Annotated in this window: 11 protein-coding genes; 4 read left to right on the top strand and 7 right to left on the bottom strand. The window is 64.1% G+C overall.

Going from position 1 to position 15,217, the window contains the following annotated elements:
• From KHN96_RS02940 to KHN96_RS02920, 5 genes are all read right to left on the bottom strand, one after another.
• The gene (locus KHN96_RS02940; RefSeq protein ID WP_045219095.1) at window positions 1-1,341 is read right to left on the bottom strand and encodes an MFS transporter; all 1,341 of its coding nucleotides are present in this window, start codon (window positions 1,339-1,341) and stop codon (window positions 1-3) included.
• A 278-nt stretch (window positions 1,342-1,619) separates the two neighbouring features.
• On the bottom strand, window positions 1,620-2,564 hold the full coding sequence (gene galU, locus KHN96_RS02935; protein WP_082062903.1) for a UTP--glucose-1-phosphate uridylyltransferase GalU: 945 nt from the start codon (window positions 2,562-2,564) through the stop codon (window positions 1,620-1,622).
• Window positions 2,565-2,788: 224 nt separating this feature from the next.
• Window positions 2,789-3,625, bottom strand: coding sequence for a hypothetical protein (locus tag KHN96_RS02930; protein WP_062738584.1), 837 nt, complete (start codon window positions 3,623-3,625; stop codon window positions 2,789-2,791).
• Between the two features lie 316 nt (window positions 3,626-3,941).
• A complete protein-coding gene (locus KHN96_RS02925; protein ID WP_045219099.1) occupies window positions 3,942-4,949 on the bottom strand; it encodes a ParB/RepB/Spo0J family partition protein in 1,008 nt (335 codons plus the stop codon).
• Window positions 4,946-5,617, bottom strand: a complete 672-nt coding sequence (locus KHN96_RS02920; protein WP_045219101.1) for an AAA family ATPase — start codon at window positions 5,615-5,617, stop codon at window positions 4,946-4,948. Before KHN96_RS02920 ends, KHN96_RS02925 begins: the two co-directional genes overlap by 4 nt.
• Window positions 5,618-6,030: 413 nt before the next feature.
• On the opposite strand from KHN96_RS02920, the gene KHN96_RS02915 reads away from it, so the two are divergent.
• Window positions 6,031-6,234 carry a cold-shock protein gene (locus KHN96_RS02915; protein ID WP_045219103.1) on the top strand — a complete coding sequence of 68 codons (204 nt, stop codon included), beginning with the start codon at window positions 6,031-6,033 and terminating at the stop codon, window positions 6,232-6,234.
• Window positions 6,235-6,308: 74 nt separating this feature from the next.
• Here KHN96_RS02915 and KHN96_RS02910 read toward each other — a convergent pair whose 3' ends face one another.
• Window positions 6,309-7,376 (bottom strand): replication protein RepA, encoded by a 1,068-nt coding sequence (locus KHN96_RS02910; protein ID WP_045219105.1) that lies wholly within the window; start codon window positions 7,374-7,376, stop codon window positions 6,309-6,311.
• Window positions 7,377-8,790: 1,414 nt separating this feature from the next.
• Between KHN96_RS02910 and KHN96_RS02905 the strand changes: the two genes are divergently transcribed.
• Entirely contained in the window at window positions 8,791-10,095 is a 1,305-nt protein-coding gene (locus KHN96_RS02905) for an NCS2 family permease (protein WP_045219107.1), read from the top strand.
• A 272-nt stretch (window positions 10,096-10,367) separates the two neighbouring features.
• Here the strand turns inward: KHN96_RS02905 and KHN96_RS02900 are convergent, their stop codons facing one another.
• Complete coding sequence (locus KHN96_RS02900) at window positions 10,368-11,633, bottom strand: hypothetical protein (protein ID WP_062738645.1); 1,266 nt, start codon at window positions 11,631-11,633, stop codon at window positions 10,368-10,370.
• 293 nt (window positions 11,634-11,926) lie between these two features.
• On the opposite strand from KHN96_RS02900, the gene KHN96_RS02895 reads away from it, so the two are divergent.
• A complete protein-coding gene (locus KHN96_RS02895) occupies window positions 11,927-12,709 on the top strand; it encodes a DUF4397 domain-containing protein (protein ID WP_045219109.1) in 783 nt (260 codons plus the stop codon).
• 88 nt (window positions 12,710-12,797) lie between these two features.
• Window positions 12,798-15,182: a hybrid sensor histidine kinase/response regulator gene (locus KHN96_RS02890; RefSeq protein ID WP_062738585.1), complete on the top strand. Its 2,385-nt coding sequence runs from the start codon at window positions 12,798-12,800 to the stop codon at window positions 15,180-15,182.
• Window positions 15,183-15,217 lie beyond the last annotated feature (35 nt).

Genomic DNA, 15,217 nt, shown 5'->3' with positions numbered 1-15,217 from the left:
TCAGTGTTCGATGCGGGAATGCTTGCGAGTATCGCGCATGAACACGTACACCATCAGAGAAATGAAGATGGTACCCGTCACGTACCAGTAGAACAGCGGCTCATGGCCGATCTGCTTGAGCCACAGCGCGATGTACTCCGCCGTGCCGCCAAAGATCGACACCGTGAGCGCATACGGCAGGCCTACGCCGAGCGCGCGCACTTCCGCCGGGAAAAGCTCGGCCTTCACCACGGCGTTGATCGACGTGTAACCCGAGACGATCACCAGCGCGGCCATGATCAGGAAGAAGGCCATCCACACGTTGGTGGTCTGGCTGATGCCGGTCATGATGGGCACCGTGAAGAGCGTACCCAGCACGCCAAACGCGATCAGGATCGGGCGACGGCCGATGCGGTCGGACAGGCCGCCCACGATCGGCTGCAGGATGGCGAACAGCAGCAGCGTGGCGCCGGACACCAGCGTTGCCTTGTCCTTCGTCAGCCCCACCGTGTTGGCCAGGAACTTCTGCATGTAGATCGAGTACGTGTAGAACGCCACCGTACCGCCGAGCGTGAGGCCGACCACGGTCGCAACGGCCCGCGGATGCTTGGCCAGCTCCGCCAGCGTGCCGCGCCTCTTGTTCTGCTTGGCGGCGGTGAAGGACTCCGTCTCTTCCATGTGCGAGCGCATGCGCATCGCCACCAGCGCACACAGCGCGCCGATGAAGAACGGAATGCGCCAGCCCCACGCCTCCAACTGCGCCGGCGAAAGCACGAACTGCTGCAGCACGATCAGCAGCGCCAGCGCCGTCAGTTGCCCGGCGATGAGCGTGACGTACTGGAAGCTCGAATAGAAACCGCGGTTTTCCTTGTTGGCGACCTCGCTGAGGTACGTGGCCGAGGTGCCGTATTCCCCGCCGACCGACAGGCCTTGCAGCAGGCGGGCGAGCACCAGCAGTACGGGCGCCGCGACGCCGATGGTCGCGTAGCTCGGCGTGAGCGCGATGATGAGCGAACCCAGGCACATCAGCACCACCGAGAAGAACAGCGCGCGCTTACGTCCATAGCGATCGGCATAGATGCCCATCAGCCAGCCGCCCACCGGACGCGCCAGGAAGCCGACGGCAAACACCGCGGCGGTGTTGAGCAACTGCGCCGTCTGGTCGCCCTTGGGAAAGAACGCCTTGGCAAAGTACAGCGCAAACGCCGAATAGACGTACCAGTCGTACCACTCGACCAGGTTGCCGACCGAACCGGAGAAGATGGAACGCAGCCGGCGGCGAACGTCCGCCGGGGTGTCTTTCGCGGGGGCTTGGGCGGGCGCAAAGTCGCCCGTGACCGCGCCAGCCTGGGGCTGAGTCATGATGTCTCCTTGGAGCGTGGCGGCCTTGCTCGTGGCACGTCACCGGGTGGTGTCGTGCGCCAGGTGCGGGGCGGTCCGCCGGTTTATGAGTGGTCGCTCTTACTCAAGAAGCATTCCATGCAGGAAGCAGGCGCGCGGGCGTCCCGCAAACGCCCGTGGTGTCAGGCTTTGCGGGAAAGTGGCCGAATGGCGGGAGACGGGAGGAGTGTGCGGATTCTCAGAATCGGCCGCGCGTGCCGTGCGAAAACCCGCACGGCCGATCCGAAGGCGGGCGATCGTCAGGCCGCCACGCCGAGCGGAATGGTGTCGCGAACCAGCGCGTCGACCTCGGCCTTGGCCTCTTCATGCGACAAGCCGAGGCGGTCGTACAGATACGCCTCGAAGTCGGCGCGCACTTCCGGATGGCGCAGCGCAAATTCAACGGTGGCCTGCAGATAGCCGAACTTGCTGCCGCAGTCGAAGCGCTGGCCACGGTAGCGGTAGGCCAGGATCTGCTCTTCGGCCAGCAGGCTCTGAATGGCGTCGGTCAATTGCAGCTCGCCGCCCGCGCCGGGCTTCAGGTTGCGCAGGTGGTCGAAGATGCGCGGCGTCAGGATGTACCGGCCGACCACGCCAAGATTCGACGGCGCATCCTTGGGCGCCGGCTTTTCGACGATGCCGTCGAGCTTGACGAGCCGGTCATCCCACTCGCGGCCTGCCACCACACCGTACGAACGCGTTGCTTCGGGCGCAATCGTTTCGACGCCGACGACGGAGCAACGGTAATGATCGTAGAGTTCCGTCATCTGCTGCATGACGGGCGGCTCGTTGTCGAGCAGGTCGTCCGCCAGGATCACGGCGAAGGGTTCGTCGCGTACCAGTTTCTGCGCGCACAGAACGGCGTGGCCAAGGCCCAGCGTCTCGGGCTGGCGCACATAGAAGCACTCGACACCGGGCGGCTTGATGGATTGCACCATCTCCAGCAGCGCCTGCTTGTTCTTGGCCGCGAGTTCGGTTTCGAGCTCGTAGGCCTTGTCGAAGTGGTCCTCGATGGCGCGTTTGGCGCGCCCGGTGATGAAGATCATCTCCGTGATGCCCGCGGCTGCCGCCTCTTCCACCGCGTACTGGATCAGCGGTTTGTCTACGATGGGCAACATTTCCTTGGGGCTGGCCTTGGTGGCGGGTAGAAAGCGCGTACCGAGCCCCGCCACGGGAAACACGGCCTTGGTGATCTTCTCGTTCATGACAGCTCCATTGGTGAGACGTAGCGTCATCAGCAAGTCATATGCCAGTGGCTCAACCCTTTGGTGGAGCGCGCTTCGCCAGGCGTCGAAAGAAGGCTGGGCGACGTGGCGCACGTGCGTTCCTACAACCGGTTGCAAGTCCGCCAGTCCACTTTCAGCGCCGAAAGTTGGACCGGGCGTACCCGATTCTGCGTGCACCGGCCCGCCAGAATGGGCAGGCTGGATCACAAAGACGGCTTGACCCAACCTCGGGAGACGGGCGCAGCACGTTCGGGTGCACGCCGGTAGGCGTCGATCTGCGCGCGCAATTGCGAGACCTCTGCCTCGAGCGCGCGGATTCGCTGGCGCAGCTGATCGGCCTCGTTCTGCGTCTGCTGGCGCACGGCATCGTTCTGCAGCCGTAGAAACCGCTCGGTACCAGCCAGCGCGCTCGCGGCCCCTTCCAGGCGGGCCACGGTCTCGATGGTCTGCTCAAGGCGTTCCAGCGTTGCGTCGGTCAGTTTGGGCGGCACGGCGGGGGCCGTGGCCAGGGCCTCACCGAGGCGGCGTTCAAGGTCCGCCATGGCGGCCTGCAGTTGGCGATTGCGGGCGGCCTCGTGCTCGAGCGCGCGCTCCGCCACTTCTGCCCGGATGCGGGCTTCCATCCATTCGGCCCCGGCCCCGGGTGCGCCAATGGCACGCGACGCCACGCGGTCGCGTTCAATGCGCATCGACACGCCAGAAATCGGCGCCTGCGTACCCGTTTCTGCGGGCGCCCACGGAATCGGCCACGGTTGCACGGCCTCCGCCGCCCCGCCCGAGACCGCACCGGCGCGCCCTCGCGCCCGATCGACCGCCTTCTGCAGCGTCGTATTGCTCGGCCGCCGACGCACTCCGGCTTCCGCCAGCCACCGGGCATAACGGCCCGCGCCGTAGATCCGCCGCGTCACCGCCTGTACCGCGTCGATGACTTCGTCCAGGAACACGGCGTTGTCATGCGGAAACGCAATGTCGAGCCGTTGGATCGCCTCGAGAATCCGCTGCTGTTGCTGGGGAGAGAAGTGAAGGCTGGGCCGCGCCATGTTGAGTACTGTTGATGTTCTTACAGTGTACATCAGATGTTAAAAACATCAATACATCTCTGTACTCGTACATTATTACAATAATGTAGCGATATAGTTGCAGTGGGCCGCAGCGGGACGGGAGACACCGCAGACGGTTCTCGGAGGGTGTGAACCGTCCCTTTGCAGAGGGAAAACGGATGAGGCGGCGCCGCCCGTCGCCCCGCAGAAACGGGTACGGCCCGGCCCCTTTCGGCACTGAAGAAAGGAGCAACAAAAAAAAATAGCGCCCGAACGGGCGCTTTCATCAGCGAACCGCGGAAAGTCCTATAGCAGCCTATAGCAGCGCCACGTCGAGGCCGAAACGGCTCTTCAGCGCCTCTACGAGGGATTCGCGCGCGGCGCGGTCTTCCAGCTTGACGTCCAGCATTACGCGGCCAGAATCCCATTCCTTAATTGTGCCTAGTAGATCACCTTCTGCGCTACGGATCTTGTACTGCCGGCTAACCTCCTTGACCTTCCGCGTGCGCCCTTCCTGGGCGACTTTGCGAATCTGTTCGACGTCGCGGCTGGACAGCCCTTCTTCCAACACGCGCTGCACCAGCTCACGCGTACGTTCCTCACCGGCACTCTTGAAGTACAGCGTGAGTTCGTAACCGGTCGCGATCCCGATGCCGGCGGGCCGTTCTTTCATGACTTCGAGCACCGACTCTGGCAGCTTCAACAGCGCAAGGGTTTTGTTGACCGTACCGGCTGAGACACCGGTAATTTCGCAAATATCTTCTTCTTTTTTTACTTTTCCTTCGTCGAGCAGCTGGCGCCACGCGATAGCGTTGTCGAGCACCGACTGCCCCGAGCGCTGCTCGTTCAGGACGAAGGACAGCCGGTAGAAATCGATGTCTGACAGACCGTCTTCGATAAAGCAGTCCATCTCGGTCTTGCCGGCGGCTGCCAGTGCGCGCTTGCGATAGTGACCATCGATGAGGACGTACCAACCCGGTTTGGCGGGATCGGGGGCGGCCAAGCCGGGCGTCTGCTGGCCATGCGTGGCGATCGAAGCGGCGCGCTCCTGAACGATCTGCGGATCATAGATCCGCCGTGCGTTCAGCGGGTTCTCCTGCAGCCGGTCCAGCGGGATCTTCACGACACGGCGCTCGGCCGGTGTCTCGTGCGCAGCGCTTTCAGCGCTGAAAGTGGAGGCGACCGGCTGACCCAGCAGCCCGCGTGGGTGCGAGGTGATCGCTTTCTCTGCCAAGGCGAATCGGTCCACGGGCGCGGTTTTCGTTTTTTCGGCCGCAATCCCGGCCAGCATTCCGTCCTTGAGCGATTTCAACTTCGCGCTCATACGCGTTCCTCCTGCAACAACAACTGCAATACTTCGTCGACCATGGCGTCGACCTCGCTGACAGCCTCCCGGGCCCCCGACACGCCGTGCACCGTTGCGCCGATTGCCTGGCACTCACGAAACGCGGATCGGGATCCGATCATCGAATCCATCAACGGAATATCCCCGTCATCTCCAAGGATCTCGATGGCTTGTTTGGCGAGCGAGACGCGGCGCTGCACCATGTTCGCCAGCACGCGAATTCGCAACGTTTCGTTCGTCACTTGCGCCTGCTGGGCCAATGCCTTGGCGGCCACCGCAGCCCACAGGTCAGGCGGCGAGGGCACTACGGGAATCAACGCGATGTCGGAAATAAGGAGTGCGCTTGAAGACGACGGGGAATGGACAGCCGGGGGGCAGTCGACCACGATGTAGTCGTAATCCGCCACAAACTTGCGAACCTCGCGGTGCATAGCGCCGCCGGAAGGCGCCAAACCGATCACCGAAGCGGGAAAGGGCTTGTCCTCGGGGGCTTGGGAAGCCCAACGGGTGGCGGTTCCCTGCTCGTCCATGTCGACCAGCAGTGTCTTGTTGCCCCGTAAGCCGAGCGTGCCGGCGATGTGCATGCTGACGGTGGTCTTGCCACAGCCGCCTTTTTGATTGAATACCGTTACGATCTTGGCGCTCACTGGTCCTCCACTTTCAGCGCTGAAAGTCAGTACCGCCCATCTTAGGGAAGAGAGGAGAAAAACACAAGATCGATAAAATTTAATTTATATAAATCCTCCAGAGCGGGGTCACGTTGCCGCGGCAACACATGCGGTTTTCAATACACTTGAATTGAGATGTAAATGCGGCCTTTAACGCATAACCCCATGCGTTCTTCGTCCGAATTGGCCATTTTCTAGGTGTTTACCATTGAGTGCATAAAAGCGACATTTCAGAAAAATGCCGCCCATCGACACCCCGCCACAAACTGGTTATGATGCCCAGACAGTCGTCTGAAGACTTTGTCTACGCAGGATTCGGAATCAGCCGGTTCTTCGTGCGATGTCCGGATCGGCTGGACGACCTGTTTTTTGTTTTTTAAAGGAATTTTTGCATGGCCACGGGTACTGTCAAATGGTTTAACGAAACCAAAGGCTTCGGCTTCATCACGCCGGACGAAGGCGGCGCAGATCTGTTTGCGCACTTCTCCGAAATTCAGGGTTCGGGCTTCAAGACCCTGAAGGACGGCCAGAAGGTGTCCTTCGAGGTGAAGCAAGGCCCGAAGGGTCTGCAAGCCTCGGGAATCAAGCCGGAATAAGCATTTCAGGCTGTTAGGCCCGAGATGAAAAAAGGGGAGCTTCGGCTCCCCTTTCTTTTTGTCTGGACGATGCGCTAGGCCAGCTTGCGTACGCTGGTGCGTGAGGGCTGCAGGATCAGCGCCTTCGAAGAATCCGCATCCACCTTGGCGTCCGGATAGACCACCAGCACGTCCTTCAACGCCTTGCGGAACAGCGCCCGGAACTTGCGCTCGCTTTCCGTTTCGGTACCAAACTGCATCTGCAGCGCTTCCCACGGAATCTCCGTCCGCTTCTGGATCGTGAAGAAGCGATAGGTGAGCCACGAGTAGACGTCGAGCGCAAACGGCGATTGCTTGAGCGCCTTCAACGCACGCATGTCGACGGGCACCGGCCGGTTCACGAGCTCGTTGAAGAACGGCTCGGACAGCACCACAAAGCTCTCGAACATCGAGCCTTGGCCAGGCTGCATGGGGTCCCACCAGGTCGACAGCTGGTCGGCGAGCAGGTAGCCGATGCGGTCGATCGACAGCGGCTCCTGGTTCTGGTTGGGGGCGGACTTGTTCTGGACGATGGCGATCGTCGCCGAGAACAGCCGGATCATCTGCTGGCGCACCAGCGTCATGGTGCCCCGCTTGCCGCCGGTCGCCATCGGAATGCCGAGGTTGTACATGAACTCGGACAGCGAATTGCCCAGCGAGATACGCCTGTCTTCGACCGTACCCTGGAATTCCCCGCGCTTCTTCTTCGCCATGATCTCCTTGCCGATCCAGGCGAGCATCAGGCGCGGATACGAGCCGTACGGGTAGCCGAAGGAGACCGTCTCCGAGACGATGCGCTGCCGCCCGTTGCTGGCCCGCTCCGAGCGCTGCTGGGTGAAGTACCCCGGCTGGATCATCAACGAAATATTGCCGCTGGAGCGCGTCCAGACCGGTGGCGAACCTTTGGGCGCACGGTAGGGCAGGGTAACCTGCACGCTTGCACGGCTGAGGAAGCCGACTTCGCCGCTTTGCCAGGCGTCTTCGCGCTCCATGGCCTGGGCTTCATCGAAGAGCCTCTGGAATTTCTCCGGCGCGGCGATGACTTGCCCTCCCGAGGGGACGATGATGCGGCCGGGCGCATTGTCGTCCGGCTTCCCATTGGGTGTGAGGCGTTTGGTGACCATATTGGGCAAGAATTGTTCAGAGCCTTTGTACTAAAACGCCTCCGGCTTGTCACGCAGAATTGGGTACGTTTTCCGATTTTTGCTCGTCGTCGCGGGAAGGGCGTCGGGGGGCAACCTGCAAGGTTGTCCCCGGAAGACCTTTCCTCACTACCAGTCATATATACCCCTTACGTTAACTACAGGTAAACCGTATACGCGACCCGCAAAGCCTTGGCGGGTCTGGGTTTGGGGGGCAAAACCGTACTCGATTCTGCGGACGTGCGAACCCGATTCTGCGAGACTGCGTACCCGCTTCTGCGCGAAACCGTACCTGCTTCTGCGCATCGGCCGTACCGGAATCTGCGGGGACAACATTGGGTTGTCCACAGTGTTATCCACAGAAAACGCCCTTCTCTGGCAGTCCTGGAGCGTCTTTCCTTGCCAGCGTACCCGTTTCTGCGTGGAAAGCGACCATCGGGGCGGCTGCAGCCGTTTCGGGAAAGCCTGTGCGTACCTGTTTCTGCGTGATTCTGTGATGCGGCGCCACGTGCGTGTGTACCCAAATCTGCGGGCTCGAACACAAGTGAGGTTTCGGCGTCCGCATACTCTTGCGGTTTGCAGAAGAGCGAGTACACGCTTCGGTGGAGTTCGATGAATCGTTGGCGTACCCATTTCTGCGGACGAGCGAAGCGGTACAAGGGCGATGCGGCATGGCCCAGTACGGCGTCGGCTCCGTCTTTACAACTTTCATCGCTGAAACTTCCCGGCGATGGCCCCGGCGCCAGACCGGTCCTGGACGGCCCGCGCAAACCGCCGTACCTGTTTCTGCGGGTAAAAACCCTTATTAGCCAAAGGCTTGCGCCGCACGCCTACAACGGGCGCGTACCCGTTTCTGCGCGCGACCCCGCAGAAACGGGTACGGCTCAGCGGCAAGCCGCTTCGCAGAAACGGGTTCGGTGCTTGCGCGCCGAAACGGCGAGGGGCCGCAGAAACGGGTACGGTGGAGCTGCGTGTGGATTCGCAGAAACGGGTACGGCCAAGCCCGGTTTCCAGCGTGTGGAAGCGGCCCTCGCCCCGTAGCTATTTCTGCGAGTTGCCGCGCAGAAACGGGTACGCATATCGACCCGCATGCGGCCTGGCATCGTGCTTTCGCAGAAACGGGTACGCAGCCGACGCCGCCGGCCCGCTGGCCACCGCGTGCACGTGCGTGGTGTTTCGGGCATCATGCGCATCCCGCGCGCCGGGCGGCCTCGTGCCTGGCCGGCGTGTTCTCCATCATTCCATTCGCATGAACAGTATTTCGATCGCGCGACCTTCGGGCGCCGGAATCTTGCTAAGAGTCGAATCGCCCGTACCGCGGGCGCGTAGCGGGGGCGTTCGGTCCGATGCACGGCCGAGCGGCGATCGCACTTCATAACAAGAGGAGACAAGACGCATGACGTGGCTCGCACGCTTTTTCAAGCTCGAGGAGCACCAGACCGACGTTCGCACCGAGGTGCTCGCCGGGCTGACAACCTTCCTCACGATGGCGTACATCATCTTCGTGAACCCGAACATACTCGCTGATGCGGGCATGCCGCACGATGCGGTGTTCGTCGCCACGTGTATTGCCGCGGCGATCGGCACGGTCATCATGGGGATGTACGCGAACTACCCCATCGCGATGGCGCCGGGCATGGGCCTGAACGCCTACTTTGCGTATGCGGTGGTCAAGGGCATGGGTTTCACGTGGCAGGCGGCGCTGGGCGCGGTATTCATCTCAGGCTGCCTGTTCCTGCTGGTGAGCGTGTTCCGCATCCGCGAGATGATCGTCAACGGGATCCCGCATTCGATCCGCGTGGCGATCACCGCGGGCATCGGGTTGTTCCTCGGTATCGTGTCGCTGCGCGGGGCGGGGTTGATCGTCGGGAATCCGGCGACGCTCGTTTCGCTCGGCGACGTGCATCAGCCGTCGGTGATCCTCGCGGTGATCGGCTTCTTCCTCATCGTGGCGCTGGATCACCTGCGCGTGAAGGGCGCCATCCTGATCGGCATCCTGGCGGTGACGGCGGCGAGCTTCTTCTTTGCCGGCAACACCTTCCACGGCGTGGTGTCGATGCCGCCGTCGCTGGCGCCGACGCTCATGCAGCTCGACATCATGAGCGCGCTGTCGGTGGGCATCCTGAACGTGGTGCTGGTGTTCTTCCTGGTCGAACTGTTCGATGCGACCGGCACGCTGATGGGCGTGGCGAACCGAGCGGGCCTGCTCAAGCAGGGCAAGATGGACCGCCTAAACAAGGCGCTGCTGGCCGACAGCACCGCCATCATGGCCGGGTCGCTGCTCGGCACGTCCTCCACCACGGCGTACATCGAGAGCGCCTCGGGCGTGCAGGCAGGCGGGCGCACGGGCCTGACTGCGCTGACGGTGGCGGTGCTGTTCCTGCTGTGCCTGTTCTTCTCGCCGCTGGCTGGTGTGGTGCCAGCGTATGCGACGGCGCCCGCGCTGCTGTACGTGTCGTGTCTGATGCTGCGCGAGCTGGTCGACCTCAACTGGGAAGACACCACCGAAGCGGTGCCGGCCGTGCTCACGGCGCTGATGATGCCGTTCACGTATTCGATTGCGAATGGCGTGGCGTTCGGCTTCATCGCGTATTCGGGCTTGAAGCTGTTCACGGGCCGCATGCGCGAAGTGCCGGTCATTGTGTGGATCATCTCGGCCGTGTTCCTGTTCCGCTTCTTCTATCTGTCCGGCGGACATTGAGCGATTGCATCGCAGACGAAAGACGCGGGCCGTGGGTCCGCGTTTTTTTTTGCCTGAAAGCGTACCCATTTCTGCGCACGATTTTCGAGCGGGGCGTACCCGTTTCTGCGAGACATCGTCGGTGATGCATGCCCCGCGCGAACCCAATTCTGCGGACGATGTGAGCGACAACTGTTGCGTAAAGCCGGACAACAATGGCGCGCGACAATGCATCGGCGCGCTGCCCGATGCATGCGATGCGTACCCGTTTCTGCGCGCTGTGTGGAGGAATGTCAGGCCGAAGGCCCGGCCAGTTTGCGCGCGGCGTCGGCGATGCTGGCTGCGAGGTCAGCTTCGCGCGCGCGTACGGCGACCGCCGGCAACGCCGCCAGGCCCAGCGCGTGCGCCACGTCGGCTGCGGCGTCGCCGGCGGCAAGACGCTCGCGCAGATGCGCACCCCGCAGCTCGCGCAACGACGTGTTCGCCAGACGCAGTGCCGCGTCGGTGTGGCCGATGGCGCGAGCGTAGTCAGCGGCTTCGTTCAGCATCGCCTTGACGATGAGCAGCAACTGCGAGCGTGAACCAATGCCCTTGCGCTCGCCAAAATCGCGGCGTAGGGCGGGCGAGTCGATGATGCTGCCGTCGGCCCGCCGCGGCGAGCGCTTGCGTATCGAGAGCAGCAGCGGTGTCGCTTCATCAGGCAGCGGCAGCGGCGACAGGCCAAAGGCGGTGCGGTACTCGCGCAGCGCGGGCATCAGCGCATCGCACGGCAGCCAGCGCCGCGCGCGCCCCGCGCCCACCGCAAGCAGCCACACGGACGCCGGCAACGGCGCATCCGGGGTGGCATGCTCGGCCGGCACGGCGTGCAGGGCCACGTCGCCCATCCGCGCATTCACCAGTTCTGACACGCGCATGCCTGCCTGTGACAGCAGCACGGCGAGGAAGTGGTCGCGCGCCTGTCGCAGGCGGGCTTCGCGCCCGAGGGCGACGCGGGCGCGCACGGCATCGGCCATCAACGCCATGTCGGCGGCGGTGGGTGCGGTGTAGGCTCCGGGCGCGGTTGCCGGTGTGGCACGGACTCGCGGTCCGGCATCCGGCACGGTGATGACCATCGCGTCGTCATCGAGAAACGGGTTCGTTTGCAGATAGCCGGTGCGCTGCAGCCAGCCGCAGAGGTTGGCCGCGATGATGCTGCTCTGCCGCGCCGAACGTGCGGAGAGCGGGCCACGCAGTGGCGTCCACCCCGGATCGTCACGCTCGATGCCGCGCGCGCTGACAGCCCAGGCGGGCGGTTCTTGCAAAAAGCGCAGATACGCGCGCGCGTCGTCGCGCTGCCAGCTTGCGATTGGCTGACCGAGCGTGCGCGCATACCAGCACACACGCTCGGCTTCGACGCGGTATTGCGACAGCGTGGACGCACTCACGGCGCGTGCGCCGGAGGCACGCGCTTGCAGCCACGCGTGCACCCGTTCGCGTTCGCGCGCGAAGGCCTGCGGATCGGCCGGAGAAGCGGTGTGGTCGGGCAGCGGCGCGGGGCTCGCCGGACGCGGTTCGGGCATGCGGATGAGCGGATGGCGCATGAGAAAACACGGATCGCGCAAGTATAGCGAGCCGCTTGTCTGCGCGGCCGCGCGCATAGCCCTCGAAGGACGGTTCAGGCGCGCGGGCACGCGCCATGCTCGTTGCCCGGGCGTCGGGTTGCATGTCGGAGTCTTCCGACAACACGATCGGAACCGTCTCGATAGGCGCGCCGGATGGGCGCGGTTATCGTCGGCTCCACATGTCGATGACAACCTACATGGGCGCGCGATGTCTGCGCCTGTCTTGAACACGCTTTCGTCCGAGGTGAACGATGAAGATACAGATCAGGAAGATTGCCGCCGTGCTGGCACTGGGTTCATTGGCCGTGCTGGCCGGATGTGGCGGTGGTGACGACGATATCGGGCAGATCATCGGCACGAGTTCGCCGCAGTACCGCACCGTGCATGCCAACCCGTTCATCCAGAACGTCGACTTCGGCGTGAACGGCACCGTGCGCATCGCCAACGTCGGCTTCAAGAACGTCAGCAACTACTTCGGCATCGATGCCACAGCGACCACCGCTACGGTGTCCAATGCAGGCAGCAACTCGCCGCTGGCGTCAGCCACCTTCAACCCCGTCAACGGTCACCGCTATACGGCGCTCGCCATTGTCGGTGCGAACGGCACGGCCACCAATCTGTCGATCATCGATGACCCGTACGACAAGTCCATCCTCTCTGACAAGGCCCGCGTGCGGACCTTCAACGCCTCGTACAACGCGCCCAACGTCGACGTGTACGTGACGGCGCCCAATGCCGACCTCACCAACGTCGCCCCGACCATGGGCGGCGCGGCCTACGGTGCTGCCTCGCCGGCCAGCACGCAGGATTCGATCTACGTGGACGGCGGCACGTATCAGATCCGCGTGACGACCGCCGGCACGAAGAATGTCATCTTCAGCTCGCAGCCGTTCAGCCTGGCCAACAATGCCGACTGGCTGATCACGACGCTGCCTGCCGGCGGCATCGGTGCCGTGACGCCGAACAATATCCGCGTGCTCGTGGCCCAGGCCAATGGTGCATCGCAAACGGCGTCGGAACTGCCGTCGCAGTAAAGTCACGGACGGATGATGCGGTGCCGCGGCACCGCATTTTTTTTTGCGGCCGGCTGGCCAGGAACAAAAACTGCTACGCATGGACGCAATGTCTGAATCCATAACGGACTGGCCGGCTGCGGTGCGCACCGAACGACAGAGGTGCGCAGAAGCAGGCGGCGGAAAGCGAGTCGATGTGTTCTGGGTGGATGATCCGTTGACGGGCACGCGTCTGCATGTGAGCGCCGCCGCGCTGACATGGGGTGTGCAGCCCGAGGCCCTGTGCGGCGTTCGCGAACGCTGGCTCGCGCACGTCCATCCCGAAGACCACAACGCGCTGCGTGCCGCCTGGGATGGCCTGGCGCATGGCCAGGATTTCGTACTGGAATACCGCTGGGTCTGCGATGGCCAGGCCGAGCGACGCGTGCGCGAGCGCGGGTTCATGATGCCGTCGGCGGTTGGCACGTCGGCCCACGCCGTCGGCATGGTCGAAGACGTGACACAGCCTCGGCAGACGCTGGCGGCGCTGGCCGAATCGGAGTTCCAGCTGCAATGGCTGATCGACAGCGTGCCGTTTCCGCTCGTGCAACTCGATCCCGATCGCCGCGTGCGCTTTGCCAACCGGGCCTTTGCCCAGCGGTTCGGCCTGCCGCACGAAGACGTGCACGGGCGCCTGGTCCGCGACGTGATGGGCGAGGAAGCCTATGCCTGCATCCTGTCGCACCTGGAGGAGGGATTCGCTGGCCGGCGCGTGAACTTCGAGATGGAGCTCCCGTATCCGAACGGGCTTGGCCGCCGCTTCGTGCATGGCGCGTACTCGCCGCAGCGCGGGGCTGATGGCAGCGTGCAGGCACTCGTCTGCGTGATCGAAGACATCACCGAGAGCAAGGAGGCCGAGCGCGAGCGGTTCCGGCATCAGCGTGAATTCGTCACGTTGGTTGAAAACGCGCCCGACGTCATCGCGCGGCTCGATCGCGAGCTGCGCTGCGTGTACGTCAACCGCGCCGTGAACGACGCCTTCGATGTCGCACCGGCTGCGCTGACGGGCCGCACGCTCACGGCCTCGCCGTTGTCCGCGGAGGTGGCGCAGGCGCTCGAGGGCGCCGCACAGCGGGCGTTCGACACGCGGGCCGAGCAGACGCTCACGCTGCATCTCGAAGACGGCCATGCGCTGCCTCGCATCGCGCATTACAACGCACGCGTGATCCCGGAAGCCGACCGGCACGGCGTGATGGAGTCCGCGCTGCTCATCGTCTATGACGTGACCGAGCGCACCGAGGCTGAGCGCGAGCGCGATGCGCTGCTGTTGCGCGAACAGGCCGCGCGTGCACAGGCCGAGGCCGCCGCGTTGGCGCGCGATCAGTTTCTGGCCGTGGTGTCCCATGAACTGCGCTCGCCGCTCAACGGCATCCAGAACTGGACGTACGTGCTGGAGAGCCAGCTTGCCGACGGCTCCCCGCTGGTGCAGCGCGCGCTGGCCGGCATCAAGACGGGCGTGGAGCAGCAGGTGCGGCTGATCGAAGACCTGCTCGACGCCACGCGCGTGATGAGCGGCAAGCTGCGGCTGACCCGTGAACCGTTCGTTCTGCGCAAGGCGCTCGAGAGCGCGCTGAACAGCGTGCGTGCACTCGCCACCGAGCGCCGCATCACGCTGCATACCCGCATCGCACTGGGCGAGCGCGAGATCGACGGCGACGCGGACCGCGTCCAGCAGCTCGTCTGGAATCTGCTCACCAACGCCATCAAGTTCACGCCCGAGGGGGCAGACGTCTGGCTGTCGGCCGACCTCGTCGGCGAGGTGGCGCGCATCGAGGTGCGCGACAACGGGCGTGGCATCGCACCGGCGTTCGTGCCGTACCTGTTCGATGCGTTCCGGCAGGCCGACGGCGCGCACACGCGGCGCACGGGGGGCCTCGGGCTGGGCCTGGCGCTCGTCAAGCGCCTGACGGAACTGCACGGCGGCCGCGTGCACGCGCACAGCGACGGCGAGCAGCGCGGCGCGACCTTCACCGTATATCTGCCGCTGCACGCCGGCGCCGAGCTGACGGCACCGCTGAGCGAGGACCCGGCGCGCAGCGGTCCGCTGCCATCGCTGGCGGGGCTGCGTGTGCTGCTCGTCGACGACCAGCAGGACGCGCGCGACGCGCTTGCGACGCTGCTCGCGCAGGTCGGTGCGGACGTCGGCAGCGTAGGCTCGGGCCGGGACGCGATCGCCCAGCTCGACGATTGGGGATCGAATGGCCACCCACAAGCCCTCGTCTGCGACATTGCGCTGCCCGATGAAGACGGCTACGCGATCCTGCAGAAGATACGTGCATGGGAGCATCGGCACCTTGCCGACGGCGCTGCGCCCATGGCAGCCATTGCGCTGACAGCGTTTGCCCAGCCTCACGACCGTGCGCGTGCACTGGCCAGCGGCTTCCAGCAGCATCTGGTCAAGCCGGTGTCGCCGCACGACCTGGTGCGCACGCTGCGGTCGCTGGCCATGACGTAGCTGGCGCGGCACGGCTCTTGCGCAGAGAAGGGTGC

This window comes from Ralstonia mannitolilytica (assembly GCF_905397375.1).
GTDB classification, from domain to species: domain Bacteria; phylum Pseudomonadota; class Gammaproteobacteria; order Burkholderiales; family Burkholderiaceae; genus Ralstonia; species Ralstonia mannitolilytica.
This window is presented reverse-complemented; position numbering and strand designations above follow the sequence as displayed.

Coding starts and splice junctions, on each gene's coding strand:
- KHN96_RS02910 (WP_045219105.1), bottom strand. CDS start 7,376: ATGGTCACCAAACGCCTCACACCCAATGGGAAGCCGGACGACAATGCG.
- KHN96_RS02900 (WP_062738645.1), bottom strand. CDS start 11,633: ATGCCCGAACCGCGTCCGGCGAGCCCCGCGCCGCTGCCCGACCACACC.
- KHN96_RS02925 (WP_045219099.1), bottom strand. CDS start 4,949: ATGAGCGCGAAGTTGAAATCGCTCAAGGACGGAATGCTGGCCGGGATT.
- KHN96_RS02940 (WP_045219095.1), bottom strand. CDS start 1,341: ATGACTCAGCCCCAGGCTGGCGCGGTCACGGGCGACTTTGCGCCCGCC.
- KHN96_RS02930 (WP_062738584.1), bottom strand. CDS start 3,625: ATGGCGCGGCCCAGCCTTCACTTCTCTCCCCAGCAACAGCAGCGGATT.
- KHN96_RS02915 (WP_045219103.1), top strand. CDS start 6,031: ATGGCCACGGGTACTGTCAAATGGTTTAACGAAACCAAAGGCTTCGGC.
- galU (WP_082062903.1), bottom strand. CDS start 2,564: ATGAACGAGAAGATCACCAAGGCCGTGTTTCCCGTGGCGGGGCTCGGT.
- KHN96_RS02905 (WP_045219107.1), top strand. CDS start 8,791: ATGACGTGGCTCGCACGCTTTTTCAAGCTCGAGGAGCACCAGACCGAC.
- KHN96_RS02895 (WP_045219109.1), top strand. CDS start 11,927: ATGAAGATACAGATCAGGAAGATTGCCGCCGTGCTGGCACTGGGTTCA.
- KHN96_RS02890 (WP_062738585.1), top strand. CDS start 12,798: ATGTCTGAATCCATAACGGACTGGCCGGCTGCGGTGCGCACCGAACGA.